The 15,645-nt window shown below is 42.4% G+C and carries 13 protein-coding genes; 2 read left to right on the forward strand and 11 right to left on the reverse strand.

Annotated features, from left to right (window positions below):
• Nucleotides 1-59: 59 nt before the first annotated feature.
• The gene (locus IEV36_RS11810) at nt 60-1,031 is read right to left on the reverse strand and encodes a class 1 fructose-bisphosphatase (protein ID WP_004771439.1); all 972 of its coding nucleotides are present in this window, start codon (nt 1,029-1,031) and stop codon (nt 60-62) included.
• A 177-nt stretch (nt 1,032-1,208) separates the two neighbouring features.
• On the opposite strand from IEV36_RS11810, the gene IEV36_RS11815 reads away from it, so the two are divergent.
• Nucleotides 1,209-1,394: an NF038105 family protein gene (locus IEV36_RS11815; RefSeq protein WP_004771441.1), complete on the forward strand. Its 186-nt coding sequence runs from the start codon at nt 1,209-1,211 to the stop codon at nt 1,392-1,394.
• Nucleotides 1,395-1,450: 56 nt separating this feature from the next.
• Here IEV36_RS11815 and pal read toward each other — a convergent pair whose 3' ends face one another.
• From pal to IEV36_RS11865, 10 genes are all read right to left on the reverse strand, one after another.
• Nucleotides 1,451-2,017, reverse strand: a complete 567-nt coding sequence (gene pal, locus IEV36_RS11820; protein ID WP_005256766.1) for a peptidoglycan-associated lipoprotein Pal — start codon at nt 2,015-2,017, stop codon at nt 1,451-1,453.
• A 22-nt stretch (nt 2,018-2,039) separates the two neighbouring features.
• The gene (gene tolB / locus IEV36_RS11825; RefSeq protein WP_005256768.1) at nt 2,040-3,323 is read right to left on the reverse strand and encodes a Tol-Pal system beta propeller repeat protein TolB; all 1,284 of its coding nucleotides are present in this window, start codon (nt 3,321-3,323) and stop codon (nt 2,040-2,042) included.
• Nucleotides 3,324-3,421: 98 nt separating this feature from the next.
• Entirely contained in the window at nt 3,422-4,852 is a 1,431-nt protein-coding gene (gene tolA / locus IEV36_RS11830) for a cell envelope integrity protein TolA (protein WP_005256769.1), read from the reverse strand.
• 3 nt (nt 4,853-4,855) lie between these two features.
• Nucleotides 4,856-5,308 (reverse strand): protein TolR, encoded by a 453-nt coding sequence (tolR, locus tag IEV36_RS11835; RefSeq protein ID WP_005256771.1) that lies wholly within the window; start codon nt 5,306-5,308, stop codon nt 4,856-4,858.
• Nucleotides 5,308-6,006: a protein TolQ gene (gene tolQ, locus IEV36_RS11840; protein ID WP_004771450.1), complete on the reverse strand. Its 699-nt coding sequence runs from the start codon at nt 6,004-6,006 to the stop codon at nt 5,308-5,310. Before tolQ ends, tolR begins: the two co-directional genes overlap by 1 nt.
• Nucleotides 6,007-6,030: 24 nt before the next feature.
• Nucleotides 6,031-6,438 (reverse strand): tol-pal system-associated acyl-CoA thioesterase, encoded by a 408-nt coding sequence (gene ybgC / locus IEV36_RS11845; protein WP_004771451.1) that lies wholly within the window; start codon nt 6,436-6,438, stop codon nt 6,031-6,033.
• A gap of 210 nt (nt 6,439-6,648) precedes the next feature.
• A complete protein-coding gene (locus IEV36_RS11850; RefSeq protein WP_005256773.1) occupies nt 6,649-7,983 on the reverse strand; it encodes a M20 family metallopeptidase in 1,335 nt (444 codons plus the stop codon).
• A 204-nt stretch (nt 7,984-8,187) separates the two neighbouring features.
• Nucleotides 8,188-9,192, reverse strand: a complete 1,005-nt coding sequence (ruvB, locus tag IEV36_RS11855; RefSeq protein WP_005256775.1) for a Holliday junction branch migration DNA helicase RuvB — start codon at nt 9,190-9,192, stop codon at nt 8,188-8,190.
• Between the two features lie 7 nt (nt 9,193-9,199).
• Nucleotides 9,200-9,805, reverse strand: coding sequence for a Holliday junction branch migration protein RuvA (gene ruvA, locus IEV36_RS11860; protein ID WP_004771457.1), 606 nt, complete (start codon nt 9,803-9,805; stop codon nt 9,200-9,202).
• A 73-nt stretch (nt 9,806-9,878) separates the two neighbouring features.
• Nucleotides 9,879-11,219: a deoxyguanosinetriphosphate triphosphohydrolase gene (locus IEV36_RS11865; protein WP_005256777.1), complete on the reverse strand. Its 1,341-nt coding sequence runs from the start codon at nt 11,217-11,219 to the stop codon at nt 9,879-9,881.
• Between the two features lie 544 nt (nt 11,220-11,763).
• On the opposite strand from IEV36_RS11865, the gene purL reads away from it, so the two are divergent.
• Nucleotides 11,764-15,594 carry a phosphoribosylformylglycinamidine synthase gene (gene purL / locus IEV36_RS11870; RefSeq protein WP_005256779.1) on the forward strand — a complete coding sequence of 1,277 codons (3,831 nt, stop codon included), beginning with the start codon at nt 11,764-11,766 and terminating at the stop codon, nt 15,592-15,594.
• Nucleotides 15,595-15,645: the final 51 nt, after the last annotated feature.

The following is a 15,645-nucleotide window of genomic DNA, read 5'->3' on the forward strand; positions in this document are numbered from 1 at the left end:
AAGATAAACATCCAAAAGGGCATTATAAATGGATGATAATGCCCTGATTATAAAATTAATTAGTGATAGCTGGTTACGCGTTCAACTTCATTCTTAGAACCAATAATGACTGGAACACGTTGGTGTAATTCTGTTGGTTGGATATCCAGAATACGAACACGGCCTGTTGTAGATGCACCACCTGCCTGTTCAATCAGCATACTCATTGGGTTTGCTTCATACATCAAACGTAAACGACCTGCTTTTTTAGGGTCTTTCAAGTCATAAGGGTAAAGGAAAATACCGCCACGGCATAAGATACGGTGAATGTCACCGACCATGCATGCAACCCAGCGCATATTGAAGTCTTTTTCACGCACTGATGTTTTACCAGCAAGTAGCTCATCAATATAGCGTTTCACTGGATTTTCCCAATGACGTTGGTTAGATGAGTTGATTGCAAATTCTTGTGTATCTGCTGAAACTTGAACTTTTTCAGAAGTTAATAAGAAGCTTTGTGTGGTTGGATCAAAAGTAAAGAATACAACGCCTGCGCCAACAGTCAGTGCGAGCATGGTTGATGGACCATAAAGTACATAACCCGCAGCAACTTGCTCAGTCCCTGCTTGCATGAAATCAGCAGCTTGAGTAACGGCATTTTTTGCAGGAAGGATAGAGAAAATCGTACCCACACACATATTGATGTCGATATTGCTTGAACCGTCTAATGGATCAAATAAAACTAAATATTTGCCATTTTCTTGCGCAGGAGTGAAGTCATCTAATTCTTCTGAAGCCAAACCACCCACTTGTGGATGAGCTTTTAATGCATCAATCAGGTAATCATTCGAAATGACATCTAGTTTTTTCTGCGTTTCACCCTGAACATTTTCATTGCCAGCGCTGCCTAAAACACCCGCTAAAGCACCTTTTTGTAATGCTTGATCAATCGTCTGGCAAGTTGCTGCAATTGTTTCGATGACTTGTGCCAACTCTGGAGTCAAATTCCCATTTTGTTGTTCTAGGTATTGGGTCAAAGTAAGGTTTGACATATTGAATAGCTCCGATTTAGCCGTGTCAAAAATTGATAAAAATGAATGTGGCTATTCTAGATGAGAACGCCCAAAAATAAAAATTATCTTACTTTATTTATGTTGCTTTTATGATTACAAGTAAGCCATTACATGCTATGTTGGACGGATACTAGACAGGATGTTTGGAGATTAAAGATGTCAACCAAGAATTTTGACGCAACTCCTACGCCAAGCGAACCTATTAGTTTAGAAACGATTTCTAAAGAGAAGGTGCAAGAGGCTTGGAAAGAGTATGAGGCGAAGCCAGAATACAAAGAGTTCAACAAGCACGATATGATTGAATCGATGCAGACCAAGACCGATGCTCAATCTACGTCTTGATCGCAAATAAAAATGCTCACCTAAAGTGAGCATTTTTATTTCAAGCATTCACACGATTATTTTAATAATGGTGGAACAGCTTCGTAGTTAATTTCTACACGGCGGTTTTCTTTCCATGCAGCTTCGTTGTGACCTGCATTGACAGGAGATTCTTTGCCATAGCTTACTGCTTCAAGCTGTTGCGGGTTGACACCATTGGTAATCAGGAAGCTTTCAACCGCTTTGGCACGACGCTCGCCAAGTGCCATGTTGTATTCACGTGTACCACGTTCATCTGTGTGGCCTGTAAGGGCAACACGAGAGTTCGCATTGGCAACAAGGAACTGAGCATGTGCTTGCAATGTTTGATAATCTTCGTTTGATAAGTCACTGCTGTCATAGTTGAAGTGAACAACACGTTTCGCTAAAAATGCTTTATTTGCAGCAGTTACACCTTTTGAAGATGCGCCCGCAAGGTTTTGTGCATTTAAAGCTGCATCTTCACTTAAACCATCAGTGCTTACAGTTGATGAACCGTTTGGTGTATTGCCTGTAGTAATTTCAGCAGCAGGTTTACGGCTTGCACAACCCGTGAAAACGAGCGTTGCAGCAATAAGTGGAAGCGTTAAATATTTAATGTTCATACGATTCTCCAATCGATTAAATTTATTTTGGTGCCCAAGCTGGTTCACGAACTTCACCTTGTTCGCTTGGTAAATTCATGCGGAAACGACCGTCAGTAGACATGACTGATAAAAGACCACGATTTCCTTCACGCGTTGCATAAACGACCATTTGGCCATTTGGCGAGAAACTTGGTGATTCATCTAAACTGGTTGGTGTGAGATTATTGGTAATACCTGTATTGATATCCTGAATGGCAACTTTGTAGTTACTGCCGCTTGGACGATGGACAAGGGCAATCTTTTTACCATCTGCGCTTAATGTGCCGCGTGCATTAAATGCACCTTTGAAGGTTAGACGTTTGACTGAACTGTCATCAAAGCTATAACGATAAATCTGTGGTGAACCACCGCGATCCGATGTAAAGATGAATGACTTGCCATCTGGTGAGTAGCGCGCTTCAGTATCAATCGCAGAGTCATTGGTCATGCGTTGTACTTGGCGAGTACTTAAATCCATTTGATAAACTTCAGGATTGCCGTGCATAGAAGCGGTAAATAACATTGATTTACCATCTGGCGAGAAACTTGGTGCGCCATTCAAGCCACGGAAACTGGCTAAAACTTCGCGTTGTCCTGTCGCTAAATCTTGTAGGTAAATTGCTGGTCGTTTAGTTTCGAAAGAAACATAGGCAATTTTCTTGGCATCAGGTGTCCAAGCCGGAGAGAGGATTGGATCACGTGATGACAGCACTGTTTTAGGTTGTTCGCCATCCGTATCTGCAATTTGTAAAGTATAACGTTGAGCTGGTGTTGCCTGATTACGTAATACATAGGCAATACGACCGCTAAAGTCACCCGCAATACCCGTTAAGGCTTGATAAATCGTATCACTGATCAGATGTCCAGCTTGACGTACGCGCGAGCGAGGCACAGTGAGTACTTCATTGAGTAAATATTGTTGTTTTTGTACATCGTACAATTGGTAGTGAATTTCAAATGTATTGGCATCAACAGCCTTCATTTGACCCACAACAACATAAGGTACACCTGCATTTTGCCAATCACCTGCCTGTACCTGATTTAGGCTGGCAGTTGCAGGTAAATTTTGAGATGCACTAGTAAAACGGCCTGAGCGATTCAAGTCGCTTTCCACAATTGGATAGATCGCATTGTCATTTGCAAATGGGATAATCGCAATTTTTGGTGCTTGTTCAGGTGCTTTTGCAATTTCAAGATGTAATTGAGCGAAAGTTGCTGTTGGAACAACTGTGCTAATTGCAGCAAAAACTGCTAAAGAGAGGAGGTGTTTACGAGTCTTGTCCATAGTTACAATTACTTGCGTCGTATTTTTGTGGCTGTTGATTATTTAACATAGTTACATGCTTTGTGCTATTAAAAGCATGTAACGTTAACTATTCATTACTATTTTGCAGTAAAACTTGAAGTAAAGCTTCTTGCTTCACGGCGTGCTACTGGATCATCTGGCATTGGATAAGGTGCGGCAGCACGAACCGCAGCTTCTACACTTGCTTTCACGTCAGGATCACTTGCAGAAACAACAACAGATAAAACAGCTCCGCTATCACTCAAGGTGACACGCGCACTGGCACGCTGACCTGATGAACCCGATGGCATGTTCCATGCACGATAGATTTTTTGTTCAAAATCTCGTTTAGCTGTTGATGCAATTCGTTTTGCATCCGCTTTCTTCTGGGCAGCATCCTGTTCAGCTTTTTTTGCAGCAGCAGCTTTTGCATCCGCTTCTGCTTCCGCTTTACGTTTCGCATCTGCTTCAGCTTTGGCTTTTGCATCCGCATCGGCTTTGCGTTTAGCATCCGCGTCAGCTTTCGCTTTGGCATCTGCGTCAGCTTTACGTTTTGCATCCGCATCGGCTTTACGTTTAGCGTCTGCGTCAGCTTTGCGTTTCGCATCTGTGTCGGCTTTCGCTTTGGCATCTGCGTCAGCTTTACGTTTGGCATCTGCATCAGCTTTACGTTTTGCATCTGCGTCGGCTTTCGCTTTGGCATCTGCGTCAGCTTTACGTTTCGCATCTGCATCAGCTTTACGTTTTGCATCCGCATCGGCTTTACGTTTAGCGTCTGCATCGGCTTTACGTTTAGCGTCTGCATCAGCTTTACGTTTTGCATCTGCATCAGCTTTGCGTTTTGCATCCGCATCGGCTTTGCGTTTGGCATCTGCATCAGCTTTGCGTTTTGCATCCGCTTCGGCTTTACGTTTTGCTTCTTGTTGAGCTTGAAGCTTTGCATTTTCAGCCGCTTTCTGCTGTTTTAACTTCGCATCTTGCTCTGCTTTTTGACGTGCTCTGGCATCCGCTTCAGCTTTCGCGCTTTGTTCAGCTCTGCGTTTCGCTTCAGCTTCAGTTTTTGCCTTTGCATCAGCTTGACGTTTTGCTTCAGCATCGACACGTTGTTTTTGTGCCTGTGCTTCTGCAAGTTTACGCTGTTCTTCGACTTGCTTGGCACGAGCAGCTTCATCGGCTTTACGTTTTTGTTCAGCTAATTTTGCTTGCTCCACCTTTTGTTTTTCAGCTGCAAGTTGTTGTGCAGTTGGTGGTGGAGGGGCTACAGGAATATTTTCAGGTAAGGTCGGATCTACATTTGGACTGACCACTTCTGGTGCTTGTTTATCAGCAGTGACTTGCTGTTCAGGCTGCTGAAGCGATTGAGGTAAATCTTCTGGCTTCACCAAAATAGTGGTGAGTTTTTTAGGCTCTTCTGGTGGTTTACTCAAGCCTAAAAACAGTAAGCCAACAATCGCGATTGCATGAACACCGAGTGTGAAACCCAGTGCAATCGCATTTTGCTTAAAAGGCGGCTCTTGAAATTTTTTCATAGCTTATTTTAACGGCTCGGTCAGTAAGCCAACTTGAGTTAGGCCTGCTTCTTGTAGACTCGCCATCAGTGAAACCACTTCACCATAAGGACGAGATTTATCACCATTCACGAGAACAGTCAGTTGCTTATTTTCTTGTTCAGCTTGTGTTTGAGCCTCACTTAAAAGCGATTCAAGCTGTTCCAGTGATAGTGGATCACTGCCTTTGTGTTCTTGATATTCAAGCGAGAAATTTCCTTCTTTACTAATAGTTACCAATGCTGGCATATCTTTAGATTCAATAGGGTGGTTATTGGCTTGAGGTAAATCTACTTTGATACCACTGGTGATCATGGGTGCTGTCACCATGAAAATAACTAGGAGTACTAACATGACATCGATATAAGGAACGACGTTCATATCGCTTTTCAGTGGTTTTTTAATCCGCTCAAAACGTCCAGATCTTTGAATCGCCATTATGCATCTTCCTGTGTCGTTCCAATCGCTTGACGCTGTAAAAGAGCAACCATTTCTTCTGCAAATAAGGCACGGTCTGAATAGATCGATTCGCCTTTGGCTGTGTAGTGGTTAAATGCAAGTACCGCTGGAATTGCAGCAAATAAACCGATTGCTGTAGCGATGAGCGCTTCGGCAATACCCGGTGCAACTGTTGCCAAAGTAACTTGATCCACCGCAGCCAGACCGATGAAGGCATTCATAATGCCCCAAACAGTACCAAATAAACCAATATAAGGTGCAACAGAACCAATGCTGGCAAGTGCACCTAAGCCTTGTTCTAAACCACCTTGATCACGGCTTAAACCGACACGAAGGATACGTTCAGTTCCTTCGATGGTTTGATTGGTATCTGCTTTACGTTTTTGTAATTTGAAAAACTCACCCAACCCTTGATAGAAGATATCTTCTAAACCACGACGTTTAGAGTTGAGTTGAGCATTATTATAAAGGGTATTTAATTCGGCACCTGACCAGAACATCTTTTGAAAATGCTCATCATCTTGTCCTGCTTTTTTGAAGCCCATATGCAATTTGGCGATTAGATACCAGCTATAAATTGAAGCGAGTAATAAAATCAGCATGACCAGTTGTACAACAGGACTTGCTTGCAAAATAAGGTCGGAGATGTGTAGAGAAGATTCTAAATTAGTTGCCATAAGTTACTGTGCCGAAAGTTTATTTTAGTCCTGTGCCAATTCTTTTTGAATCAGGTCACGAATTTCATCAGGAAGTCGACGTGGCATTAACTCTTTGTTTAAACATGCCAACACAACCTCACCTGAAGCCAGCAAGATTTCACCACGATAAATATTTTGTTGCAACACAAATGATGCGGCTTTACACGAAATAACACGTGCTGTAACGGTAATTAAGTCATCCATTAATATAGGTCGTACATATTTGACCTGAATCTGGTGCACAACGAAGTTGTAATCTTGTTGATGCCAGTAGTGATCAACACCTGCAGCGCGTAACCATTCAGTGCGTGCACGCTCCATAAAACGGATATGGTTGGCATGGTAGACGATACCACCTGCATCTGTATCTTCGATATAAACACGAATTTTAAATTCAAAATGATTCGCCATGAGAGTATTCCGTTCTAGTTCACTATAGGGCTTTATATTTAAAAATATGACTGCTAAATAAAACACCAGTTCTATTCAACGTCATAGACCTGCTTTAAATACGGGGCAGTTTAGCAGATTGCATACTAAGTCCTATGGCACAACCTTTCAATTGCGATTGCGGTCTTTATTGACTAAAACGGGACGCTCTATAACTTGTATGTTGCTAAGTTAAGAAGGTTTCCATGCGGCCTGAACTTGTTTTGCGATTTCTGGATAATCTAAGACGAATCTTACATGTAGCTCTGTCCCTGTCTTTAAGGCTTTATCATCGACGATAAAATAGGGGTTATGGTTCGGAGCGGCTTGACTTAAGTCCTGATTTTCAGGTGTCGCACCTAAGAAAACAAAGAAGGACGGCATTAATTTTCCATAATAGGCAAAATCCTCACTGGCACTTGCATTATGGTCCATCAGATGAAGTTTCGAATCTCCGACAGCTTTGGTCAATGTTGGCTGAATAAGTTGAGTAAGTGCCTTATTATTCACTGTTACTGGAGCATAAGGTGCAATCTCAACTTTGGCCGTTACATCATTGGCTTGAGCATTATGTTCAACAAGCGTCGGTAAACTTTCTAAGATGTTGTCTCGTATCTGTTCGTTGTTGGAGCGAATGGTACCAATCATATTAACTTGATCAGGAATGATGTTTCCTGCCGTTCCACCTTGAATATTACCAATACTGATGACGCCCATGCCTTGAGTCAGATCAGTTCTTCGACTAATAAGACTTTGTATATTGTTAATCATTTGAGCTGATGCATAAACCGGATCTCTACCTAACCAAGGCATCGAACCATGGACTTGTTTGCCGTTGACTTGAATACGCAAATGATCTGAACTGTTTAAAATCGCACCATCTTTATAGTAGAGATGTCCGCTTTTCATACCAGACATGACATGCATACCAAAAATAGCTTCTGGCTTATCGTCTTTAAATGCTCCGTCCGCGATCATTTTTCTTGAGCCGATTTGATCGCCATGTGTGAAATTATCGATATCTGCGCCACCTTCTTCGGCGGGTTGAAATACAAAAACGACTGTGCCTGATATTTTATCTTTGTTGGCTGCCAGAATTTTTGCTGCGCCTAAGAGCATTGCAGTGTGAGCATCGTGTCCACAAGCATGCATTACATAAGTTTCTTTACCTTGATAGATTGCTTTTTGTTTGCTGGCAAAAGGAACGCCACTTTTTTCCTGCATCGGTAAAGCATCCATATCCGCTCTAAGCGCCATGACTGGACCAGGTTTATCGCCTTTTAAGATGCCAATGACTCCTGTTTTTGCATAACCTGTTTTGACTTGAATGCCATAAGATTTCAATTCTTTTTGAACAAGCGCAGATGTTTTAAATTCCATATTGCCCAGTTCGGGGTGTTCGTGAATATGTTGTCTTAATTGAATAACCTGATTTTCATTTTGTTGTGCGGCATCCTTTATCCAATCTGCCATACTGAGTTGACTCACAAGGGCGAGTGGAAGTAATAAAGCGGCTTTCTTATACATATCCTTATCCTAAAAATTATTGTTTATCAGATTTACGTTGTATTTTTCTTATAATGCAGTTCTTGAAAATATTAAAAAATCAATAAGGTATAAATAAAGACTTAAAAGGTATAGAGTCGCTAATTTGTTGATAATAGAATTATTATTTTGCTTTAGGGAGACGGTTCAAATTAAAAAAAAGAAGAGAAAACTCTCTTCTTTCGCTTAGTTGTTTGACTCAGGCGGTGTCATACCAAACTGTAAATACGCCATATTGGTGGCAATACGACCGCGAGCAGTCCGCATCACATAACCTTGCTGAATTAAATACGGCTCAATCACATCTTCCAGCGTTCCGCTGTCTTCTGCCATCGCTGCGGCTAAAGCTTCAACACCTGTTGGTCGTCCTTCAAAACGTTCCAGTAACATACTGAGATAACGTCGATCTAGCGTATCTAAGCCTGCTTTATCAACATTGAGCATATCCAAAGCGCGTTGTGCCATGTCTTGAGTCACTTCACCTGTGCCTTTGACTTGCGCATAGTCACGAACACGACGTAATAGACGGTTAGCAATACGCGGTGTGCCGCGTGCACGACGGGCAATTTCTGTTGAGCCTTCGTGCGTAATCGGCATATCCATCAAATTGGCAGAACGTGTCACAATATGCGTCAAGTCCTCAACCGAATAGAACTCTAATCGTTGCACGATCCCGAAACGATCCCGTAATGGCGAAGTCAACAAACCTGCACGTGTTGTTGCCGCAACTAAAGTAAATGCAGGTAGATCCAGCTTGATTGAGCGGGCAGCAGGACCTTCACCAATCATAATATCCAGTTGATAGTCTTCCATCGCAGGATAGAGGATTTCTTCAATCACAGGTGAAAGACGATGAATTTCGTCAATAAACAGAACATCACCTTCTTCCAGATTGGTCAGCATGGCAGCCAAATCGCCGGCACGTTCTAACACCGGGCCAGAAGTCGACTTTAAATTACCACCCATTTCACGCGCGATAATATTTGCCAATGTGGTTTTACCCAAGCCTGGTGGGCCAAAGATCAGGGTATGATCAAGTGCCTCACCACGACCACGGGCCGCGCCAATGAAGATTTCCATTTGCTCACGCACCACAGGCTGACCGATATAATCAGCCAAAGAGGTGGGGCGAATGGCACGATCAAAATGATCTTCAGGTTTTTCTGTTCCGCTAATAAGACGATCTTGCATATATCTATTACTTCATCATGGATTTAAGCGCAGCACGGATAATGTCGGCTGACTCAGTATAATCTGCTTTGACGGCTGCAACGGCTTTTTGTGCTTCAGCTGGTTTATAACCGAGCGATTGTAATGCAGCTTCGGCCTCGGCAACAGGTGAGTTTGACATGAACTGGATTTGCGTTGCTGCTGCATTGCTTGAGCCACCTGTAGGATGGGCCAATGCTTTAAAGCGGTCACGTAATTCAATCATTAAGCGTTCAGCAGTTTTTTTACCTACACCCGGAACTTTAATCAGGGTATTTACATCGTCATGTTCAATGGTATGAATCAACAATTCAACACTCAGAGTTGAAAGAATACCTAGTGCCATTTTAGGGCCTACACCATTGACTTTGAGTAGCGTGCGGAAAATAGTTTTTTCCTGCGCATCAATAAAGCCATACAATTGCTGTGCATCTTCACGGACCACTAAATGTGTCCATAACGTGACTTTTTGTCCTTTTTGTAATTGGCAAAATGTTGAAAGTGGGGTGTCGATTTCATAGCCAACGCCATTCACGTTCAGTAATACGGTTGGGGCTTCTAGGGCAAACACTTCGCCAATTAAACATCCGATCATGAGTAAAATTTCACTATTTTTTAAAACAATTTAGTTGGTGATTTAAGAGACTAACAGAGCTTAATTTAAGCCTTTAAAAGAATCCTATTTTATTTCCTTGCAACTCTTGCGCCAGACTATAAGCCTGATGGTCAGAGAACTTACTAATAATATCCAAGACTTGCATAATATTATTATAATGGTTGTTTTGCAGATTTACGCCTGAATGTTGCAAAATTGACATTAATCGCTGTTCTTTAAAGCTTAATGTCTTATGTGGCATGGTCAAAGGAATAAACGCATCCAGAATGGTTTGTAGACTTTGATGGGCAATAATCTCTAAACCTGATTTTTGAGGATGTTCAAAAATTCGGTCACGTGCCAGATTCTTTGCCGTTTGAATGCCTGCCTCAATATCTGGTGAGCAATATTGTAATAGGCTACCTTTGAGCTGACCTGTCAAAATTTCAAAATGATGTTTGGCAAACGCAGTGGTGACTTCATCGACCAAACGCTTCATGACGCGTCCGCGTAATGCTGCAATTTTTTGCTGCCAAGTGGTATGCGGTAAATGCAATTCCTCTGGATAGCCATAATCAGCAATCAAATTCAGGAAAATCGGTTCAACTTCAGCATAGTTCAACATATTGAGAATAATGCCATCTTCCAGATCAATTAGCGCATAGCAAATGTCATCAGCTGCTTCTAATAAATAGGTCAGAGGATGGCGGCAGTAATGATATTCACCCAGTTGAATCAGGCCGAGCTGTTCAGCCAATTGTCTCAAGATTTCTTTTTCAGATTGATAACAGCCAAATTTTGCCCGTTGATGAGAAGGGGTATCACCTTGTTCTTCAATCGTTTTAGACAGCCACGGATATTTTAAATAAGCACCCAGCGTGGCACAGGTTAGGCGCATTCCGCCATCATCAGGGTGATAATCAATACGACTTAAAAGACGGAGTCCTTGGGCATTGCCTTCGAACTGACGCACATCAGCTTCTTCTTCTGGCGTTAGTTTAGTGAGAAAGTCGCGATGTGAAGCGTCATCAAACCATTCACGGATTGCGTATTCGCCCGCATGACCAAAGGGAGGATTGCCAATATCATGTGCTAGACACGCCGCCTGAATGATCGCACCGACATCGGCGGGTGAAATCCACATGGGTAATTCATCTTTAATTTTTTCTGCTGCCAGCATACCAAGCGAGCGGCCAATACAAGATACTTCCAGTGAATGAGTTAAGCGGGTGTGAATCCCATCATGTTGGGTAAGCGGATGAACCTGTGTTTTTCTATTCAGTTGTCGAAAGCTTTGGGAAAATATAATTCTGTCGTAATCTTTATGGAATGGGCTACGGGCCAATTCTGTACTGCTTTTTTTACTACCTAAACGAATTGCGGAAAGCAACTCTAACCAACGCATTTGTTCCATTTATCATTATTCACTATGAATTCAGTTTCATCATGCCAAAAAAAAGATTAAAGCACTAGAGTAGGGCGACATAAGTTGTCTTGGATAAGTATACGGTCCTTTATAGTTTTGTATTTCATGGTCATTTAAATCTGTTCAGCGTAAAGCCTAAAGGAAAAATAAGATTTTTATGTCTAATAAATAATCTATGCACTTGTTTGGATCAGGCATCCCAGTAAGATGATTAATGAATGACTTTATATAAGCTTTATTTAGGGAGAAATCAGACGATTGCCTATAGTGTTAAACTTTTTTATCAATACGGTGATATCTAAAAAGATGAGGCGTGAGTTTGGAATGTGATTTGGGTATCAGGTTAAATGAATTGTTACGAATAAAGTAAAATCAATAAAGCTACAATAAATTAAGTCATTTGAGGTAGAAAACTCTGATTTTTAAGATGGATATGGCTAGCTGAAATGAGGCTTTCACAGTAGAATATGCGCTCTCTTATAAGTCACATTGTGGTAGGTTCGTTAGACCCGCCCGTGGAGCCAAAGTCAACATGTTTATCGTGGCCGGTGCATCAGCACATTCTTCTTTCAAGAAAGCTCAACTCTTAAATCGCTTAACGTCAATGAGTTCTGTTCAATCTTTTGACAGCCAGTGGGTTTATTTGTTTGATCAAGCGCTCAACGAGCAGCAACATCAATCGGCATTACAACTTTTAAACGATGGTCAATCTTTCGAACTTCGCCAAGCTGCAAGTGATGAAATCCAGATTTTAGTCACCCCGCGTGTAGGAACTATCTCACCGTGGTCATCTAAAGCAACAGATATTTTCAAAAACTGTAATACGCCAATTCACCGCTTAGAACGCGGTCTTTTGTTTACATTGAAAGGTGTAACCGAGATTTCGAATGAAGTGAAACTGGCATTACATGACCGTATGACTGAAAATGTTTTTGCTCAAATCGAAGATGCAAAAGCATTATTCTCGGAAACAGCGCCGAAGCCGTTGAACTCAATTGATATTTTGGGTCAAGGTAAAGAAGCGTTAGTTAAAGCCAACAATGAGTTTGGCTTTGCTTTATCTGAGCAGGAAATTGATTACTTAACCGAAGCATTTACCAAGCTGGGTCGTAATCCGAATGACATCGAGTTGATGATGTTTGCACAGGCAAACTCTGAACATTGTCGTCATAAAATCTTTGGTTCTGAATGGACAATTGATGGCGAAAAACAGCCATTGTCATTGTTCCAGATGATTAAGAATACCTATAAAGAATCTCCAACGGATGTGTTATCGGCATATAAAGATAATGCGTCTGTGATCGTGGGATATGACACCATGCGTTTTTATCCAAAAGCGGATGAAAATGGTCACTTTGTTTATAAATATAAGAGCCAAGCTGCTCATATTTTAATGAAGGTTGAAACTCATAATCACCCAACAGCAATTTCTCCATTTGCGGGTGCTGCAACAGGTTCTGGCGGTGAAATCCGTGATGAAGGTGCAACAGGTCGTGGTGGTAAACCAAAAGCAGGTTTAACGGGCTTTACTGTTTCGAACTTGAATATTCCTGGTTTTGAACAACCTTGGGAAGAAAACTACGGCAAACCTTCACGTATGGCATCGCCATTACAGATCATGATTGAAGGCCCATTAGGTGGCGCGGCATTTAACAATGAATTCGGTCGTCCTGCATTAAATGGTTACTTCCGTACTTTCGAACAAAATGTCAATGGTGAAGTGAAAGGCTTCCACAAGCCAATCATGATCGCTGGTGGTTACGGCAACATTCGTCCTGACCATGTAGAGAAAGATGCGATTCAACCGGGTGACTTGCTCATTGTATTGGGCGGCCCTGCAATGTTAATCGGTCTTGGTGGCGGTGCAGCGTCTTCTGTAGATAGCGGTACCATGGGTGAAAGTCTTGATTTCGCTTCTGTACAACGTGAAAACCCAGAAATGGAACGCCGTTGCCAAGAAGTCATCGATACCTGCTGGCGCTTAGAAGATTTTAACCCTATCGTGTCTGTACATGATGTGGGTGCGGGTGGTGTATCCAATGCGATGCCAGAACTTGTGAATGATCATGAGTTGGGTGCAGTGCTTAACCTGCGTAAAATTCCATCATTAGAGCCAGGTATGAGCCCGATGGAGATCTGGTCAAATGAAGCGCAAGAACGTTATGTGCTTGCCATTCGCCCAGAGTCTTTAGAACAGTTTGAAGAAATTTGTGCACGTGAGCGTTGTCCGTTTGCGGTATTGGGTGAAGCGACTGAAGCGCGTCATTTGACCGTAGAAGACCCATTGTTTGAGAACAAGCCTGTCGATATTCCAATGCAGGTGATCTTAGGCGGTACACCGCGTATGCAACGTTCATATGAAACGATTGAGCGTACGGGTAACGACTTTGATGTTGTGAAAGTTGATTTAAAAGATGCGATTTTCCGCGTATTGAAAAATCCAACAGTTGCATCTAAATCATTCTTGATCACCATTGGTGACCGTTCGATTACAGGTATGGTTGCACGTGATCAGATGGTGGGTCGCTGGCAGGTTCCTGTAGCAGATGCAGCAGTAACGACTACAAGCTTGCAAGGTTTCACTGGTGAAGCAATGGCAATGGGTGAACGTCCACCGGTTGCATTGTTAAATCCAGCAGCTTCTGCGCGTTTAGCGGTTGCGGAAGCGATTACCAATATTGCTTGTGCCAACATCGAACAAATTAGCGATATTAAACTTTCAGCAAACTGGATGGCAGCGGCAGGTCAAAAAGGTGAAGACCAAGCCTTGTTTGAAGGTGTGAAAGCGATTGGTATGGAAATGTGTCCTGCATTAGGCATCGCAATTCCAGTCGGTAAAGATTCACTTTCTATGCGTACCACATGGAATGATGGTGAAGACAAAGCTGTTACTTCGCCAATGACAGGGGTAATCACTGCATTTGCACCAGTTTTAGATGTACGTAAAACCTTAACGCCTGAGCTTAAAAACCTTGCAGACTCGGTATTGGTTCGTATTGACCTATCTAAAGGGCAGTTCCGTTTAGGTGGTTCGATCCTTGCACAAGTATATAAAGCGATTGGTTCTGTTACACCTGATGTCGATAGTTTTGATGATTTCAAAGCATTCTTTGCCTTGATTCAAGACTGGAACAATCGTGGTGTGATCAAGGCTTACCATGACATCGGTGATGGTGGTTTATTGGCGACTGTTGCTGAAATGATGTTTGCTTCACGCTTAGGTGTTGCATTAGAAAATCAAACAACGGAAAGCTTATTTGCTGAAGAAATTGGTGCTGTACTTCAAATCACAGCAGCTGATTGGGCGCAATTGCAAGTTGAAGTTGCAGAATCAAGCCTGAAAGATGCAATCGCAGTTGTAGGCCGTGTTAATAAAACTGATCAATTGGCTGTCAATGGTTTAACTTTAGAACGTGCTGAATTACAACAAGCATGGGCAGAAGTGTCACACCAAATCCAGCGCTTACGTGACAATGTTGAAACGGCTGATCAAGAATTTGCATTGATTGCAGATAAAAATCATAAAGGTTTAATTGCACAAGCGACTTATGATTTGAATGAGCCTGTTGAAGCGCCGTTTATCAATACACGTCGTCCAAATATGGCAATCTTGCGTGAGCAAGGTGTCAACGGTCATGTTGAAATGGCTGCTGCATTTGACAAAGTTGGCTTCAATACTATCGACGTACACATGAGTGACTTGCTTGCAGGTCGTGTCAGCTTGAGCGACTTCGAAGGTTTAGTGGCGTGTGGTGGCTTCTCATACGGTGACGTGATGGGCGCTGGCGGTGGCTGGGCGAAATCAGTATTGTTCAATGCAAAATTGCGTGATCAATTCGAACAGTTCTTCCATCGTGAGAGCACATTCAGCTTAGGCGTATGTAATGGCTGTCAAATGATGTCGCAACTTGCACCACTGATTCCAGGTGCAGAGCATTGGGGCCGTTTCCATCGTAATACGTCAGAAGTATTTGAAGCACGTGCTGTTAACGTACGCGTAGAAAAATCAGTTTCAGTCTTGCTTGAAGATATGCAAGGTTCGATTTTACCTATCGCTGTTGCGCATGGTGAAGGTCGTCTAGTTGCAACTGAACAGCAAATCGCTGCTTTAAATGCCGAGAACCAAGTGATCTTGCGTTATGTGGATAGCTTGGGTAATCCAACTCAGCATTATCCGTTGAACCCGAATGGTTCACCTGAAGCGATTACAGGTCAAACTTCTAAAGATGGTCGTGCAACCGTAATGATGCCGCATCCAGAGCGTAACTTCCGTGCTTTACAGCATTCTTGGAAGCCTGAAGACTGGGCTGAAGATGGTGCTTGGTTGCGTATGTTCCGTAACGCACGTAAATTTATTGGTTAATTAAATTCATGCAATAAGCCACCGTCAGGTGGCTTATTTAATTCAATATAA

The organism is Acinetobacter vivianii, from assembly GCF_014635885.1.
GTDB classification, from domain to species: domain Bacteria; phylum Pseudomonadota; class Gammaproteobacteria; order Pseudomonadales; family Moraxellaceae; genus Acinetobacter; species Acinetobacter vivianii.

Excerpts from the sequence above, each read along its gene's own strand:
- IEV36_RS11810 (WP_004771439.1), bottom strand. The coding sequence starts at position 1,031 with ATGTCAAACCTTACTTTGACCCAATACCTAGAACAACAAAATGGGAAT.
- IEV36_RS11815 (WP_004771441.1), top strand. The coding sequence starts at position 1,209 with ATGTCAACCAAGAATTTTGACGCAACTCCTACGCCAAGCGAACCTATT.
- pal (WP_005256766.1), bottom strand. The coding sequence starts at position 2,017 with ATGAACATTAAATATTTAACGCTTCCACTTATTGCTGCAACGCTCGTT.
- tolB (WP_005256768.1), bottom strand. The coding sequence starts at position 3,323 with ATGGACAAGACTCGTAAACACCTCCTCTCTTTAGCAGTTTTTGCTGCA.
- tolA (WP_005256769.1), bottom strand. The coding sequence starts at position 4,852 with ATGAAAAAATTTCAAGAGCCGCCTTTTAAGCAAAATGCGATTGCACTG.
- tolR (WP_005256771.1), bottom strand. The coding sequence starts at position 5,308 with ATGGCGATTCAAAGATCTGGACGTTTTGAGCGGATTAAAAAACCACTG.
- tolQ (WP_004771450.1), bottom strand. The coding sequence starts at position 6,006 with ATGGCAACTAATTTAGAATCTTCTCTACACATCTCCGACCTTATTTTG.
- ybgC (WP_004771451.1), bottom strand. The coding sequence starts at position 6,438 with ATGGCGAATCATTTTGAATTTAAAATTCGTGTTTATATCGAAGATACA.
- IEV36_RS11850 (WP_005256773.1), bottom strand. The coding sequence starts at position 7,983 with ATGTATAAGAAAGCCGCTTTATTACTTCCACTCGCCCTTGTGAGTCAA.
- ruvB (WP_005256775.1), bottom strand. The coding sequence starts at position 9,192 with ATGCAAGATCGTCTTATTAGCGGAACAGAAAAACCTGAAGATCATTTT.
- ruvA (WP_004771457.1), bottom strand. The coding sequence starts at position 9,805 with ATGATCGGATGTTTAATTGGCGAAGTGTTTGCCCTAGAAGCCCCAACC.
- IEV36_RS11865 (WP_005256777.1), bottom strand. The coding sequence starts at position 11,219 with ATGGAACAAATGCGTTGGTTAGAGTTGCTTTCCGCAATTCGTTTAGGT.
- purL (WP_005256779.1), top strand. The coding sequence starts at position 11,764 with ATGTTTATCGTGGCCGGTGCATCAGCACATTCTTCTTTCAAGAAAGCT.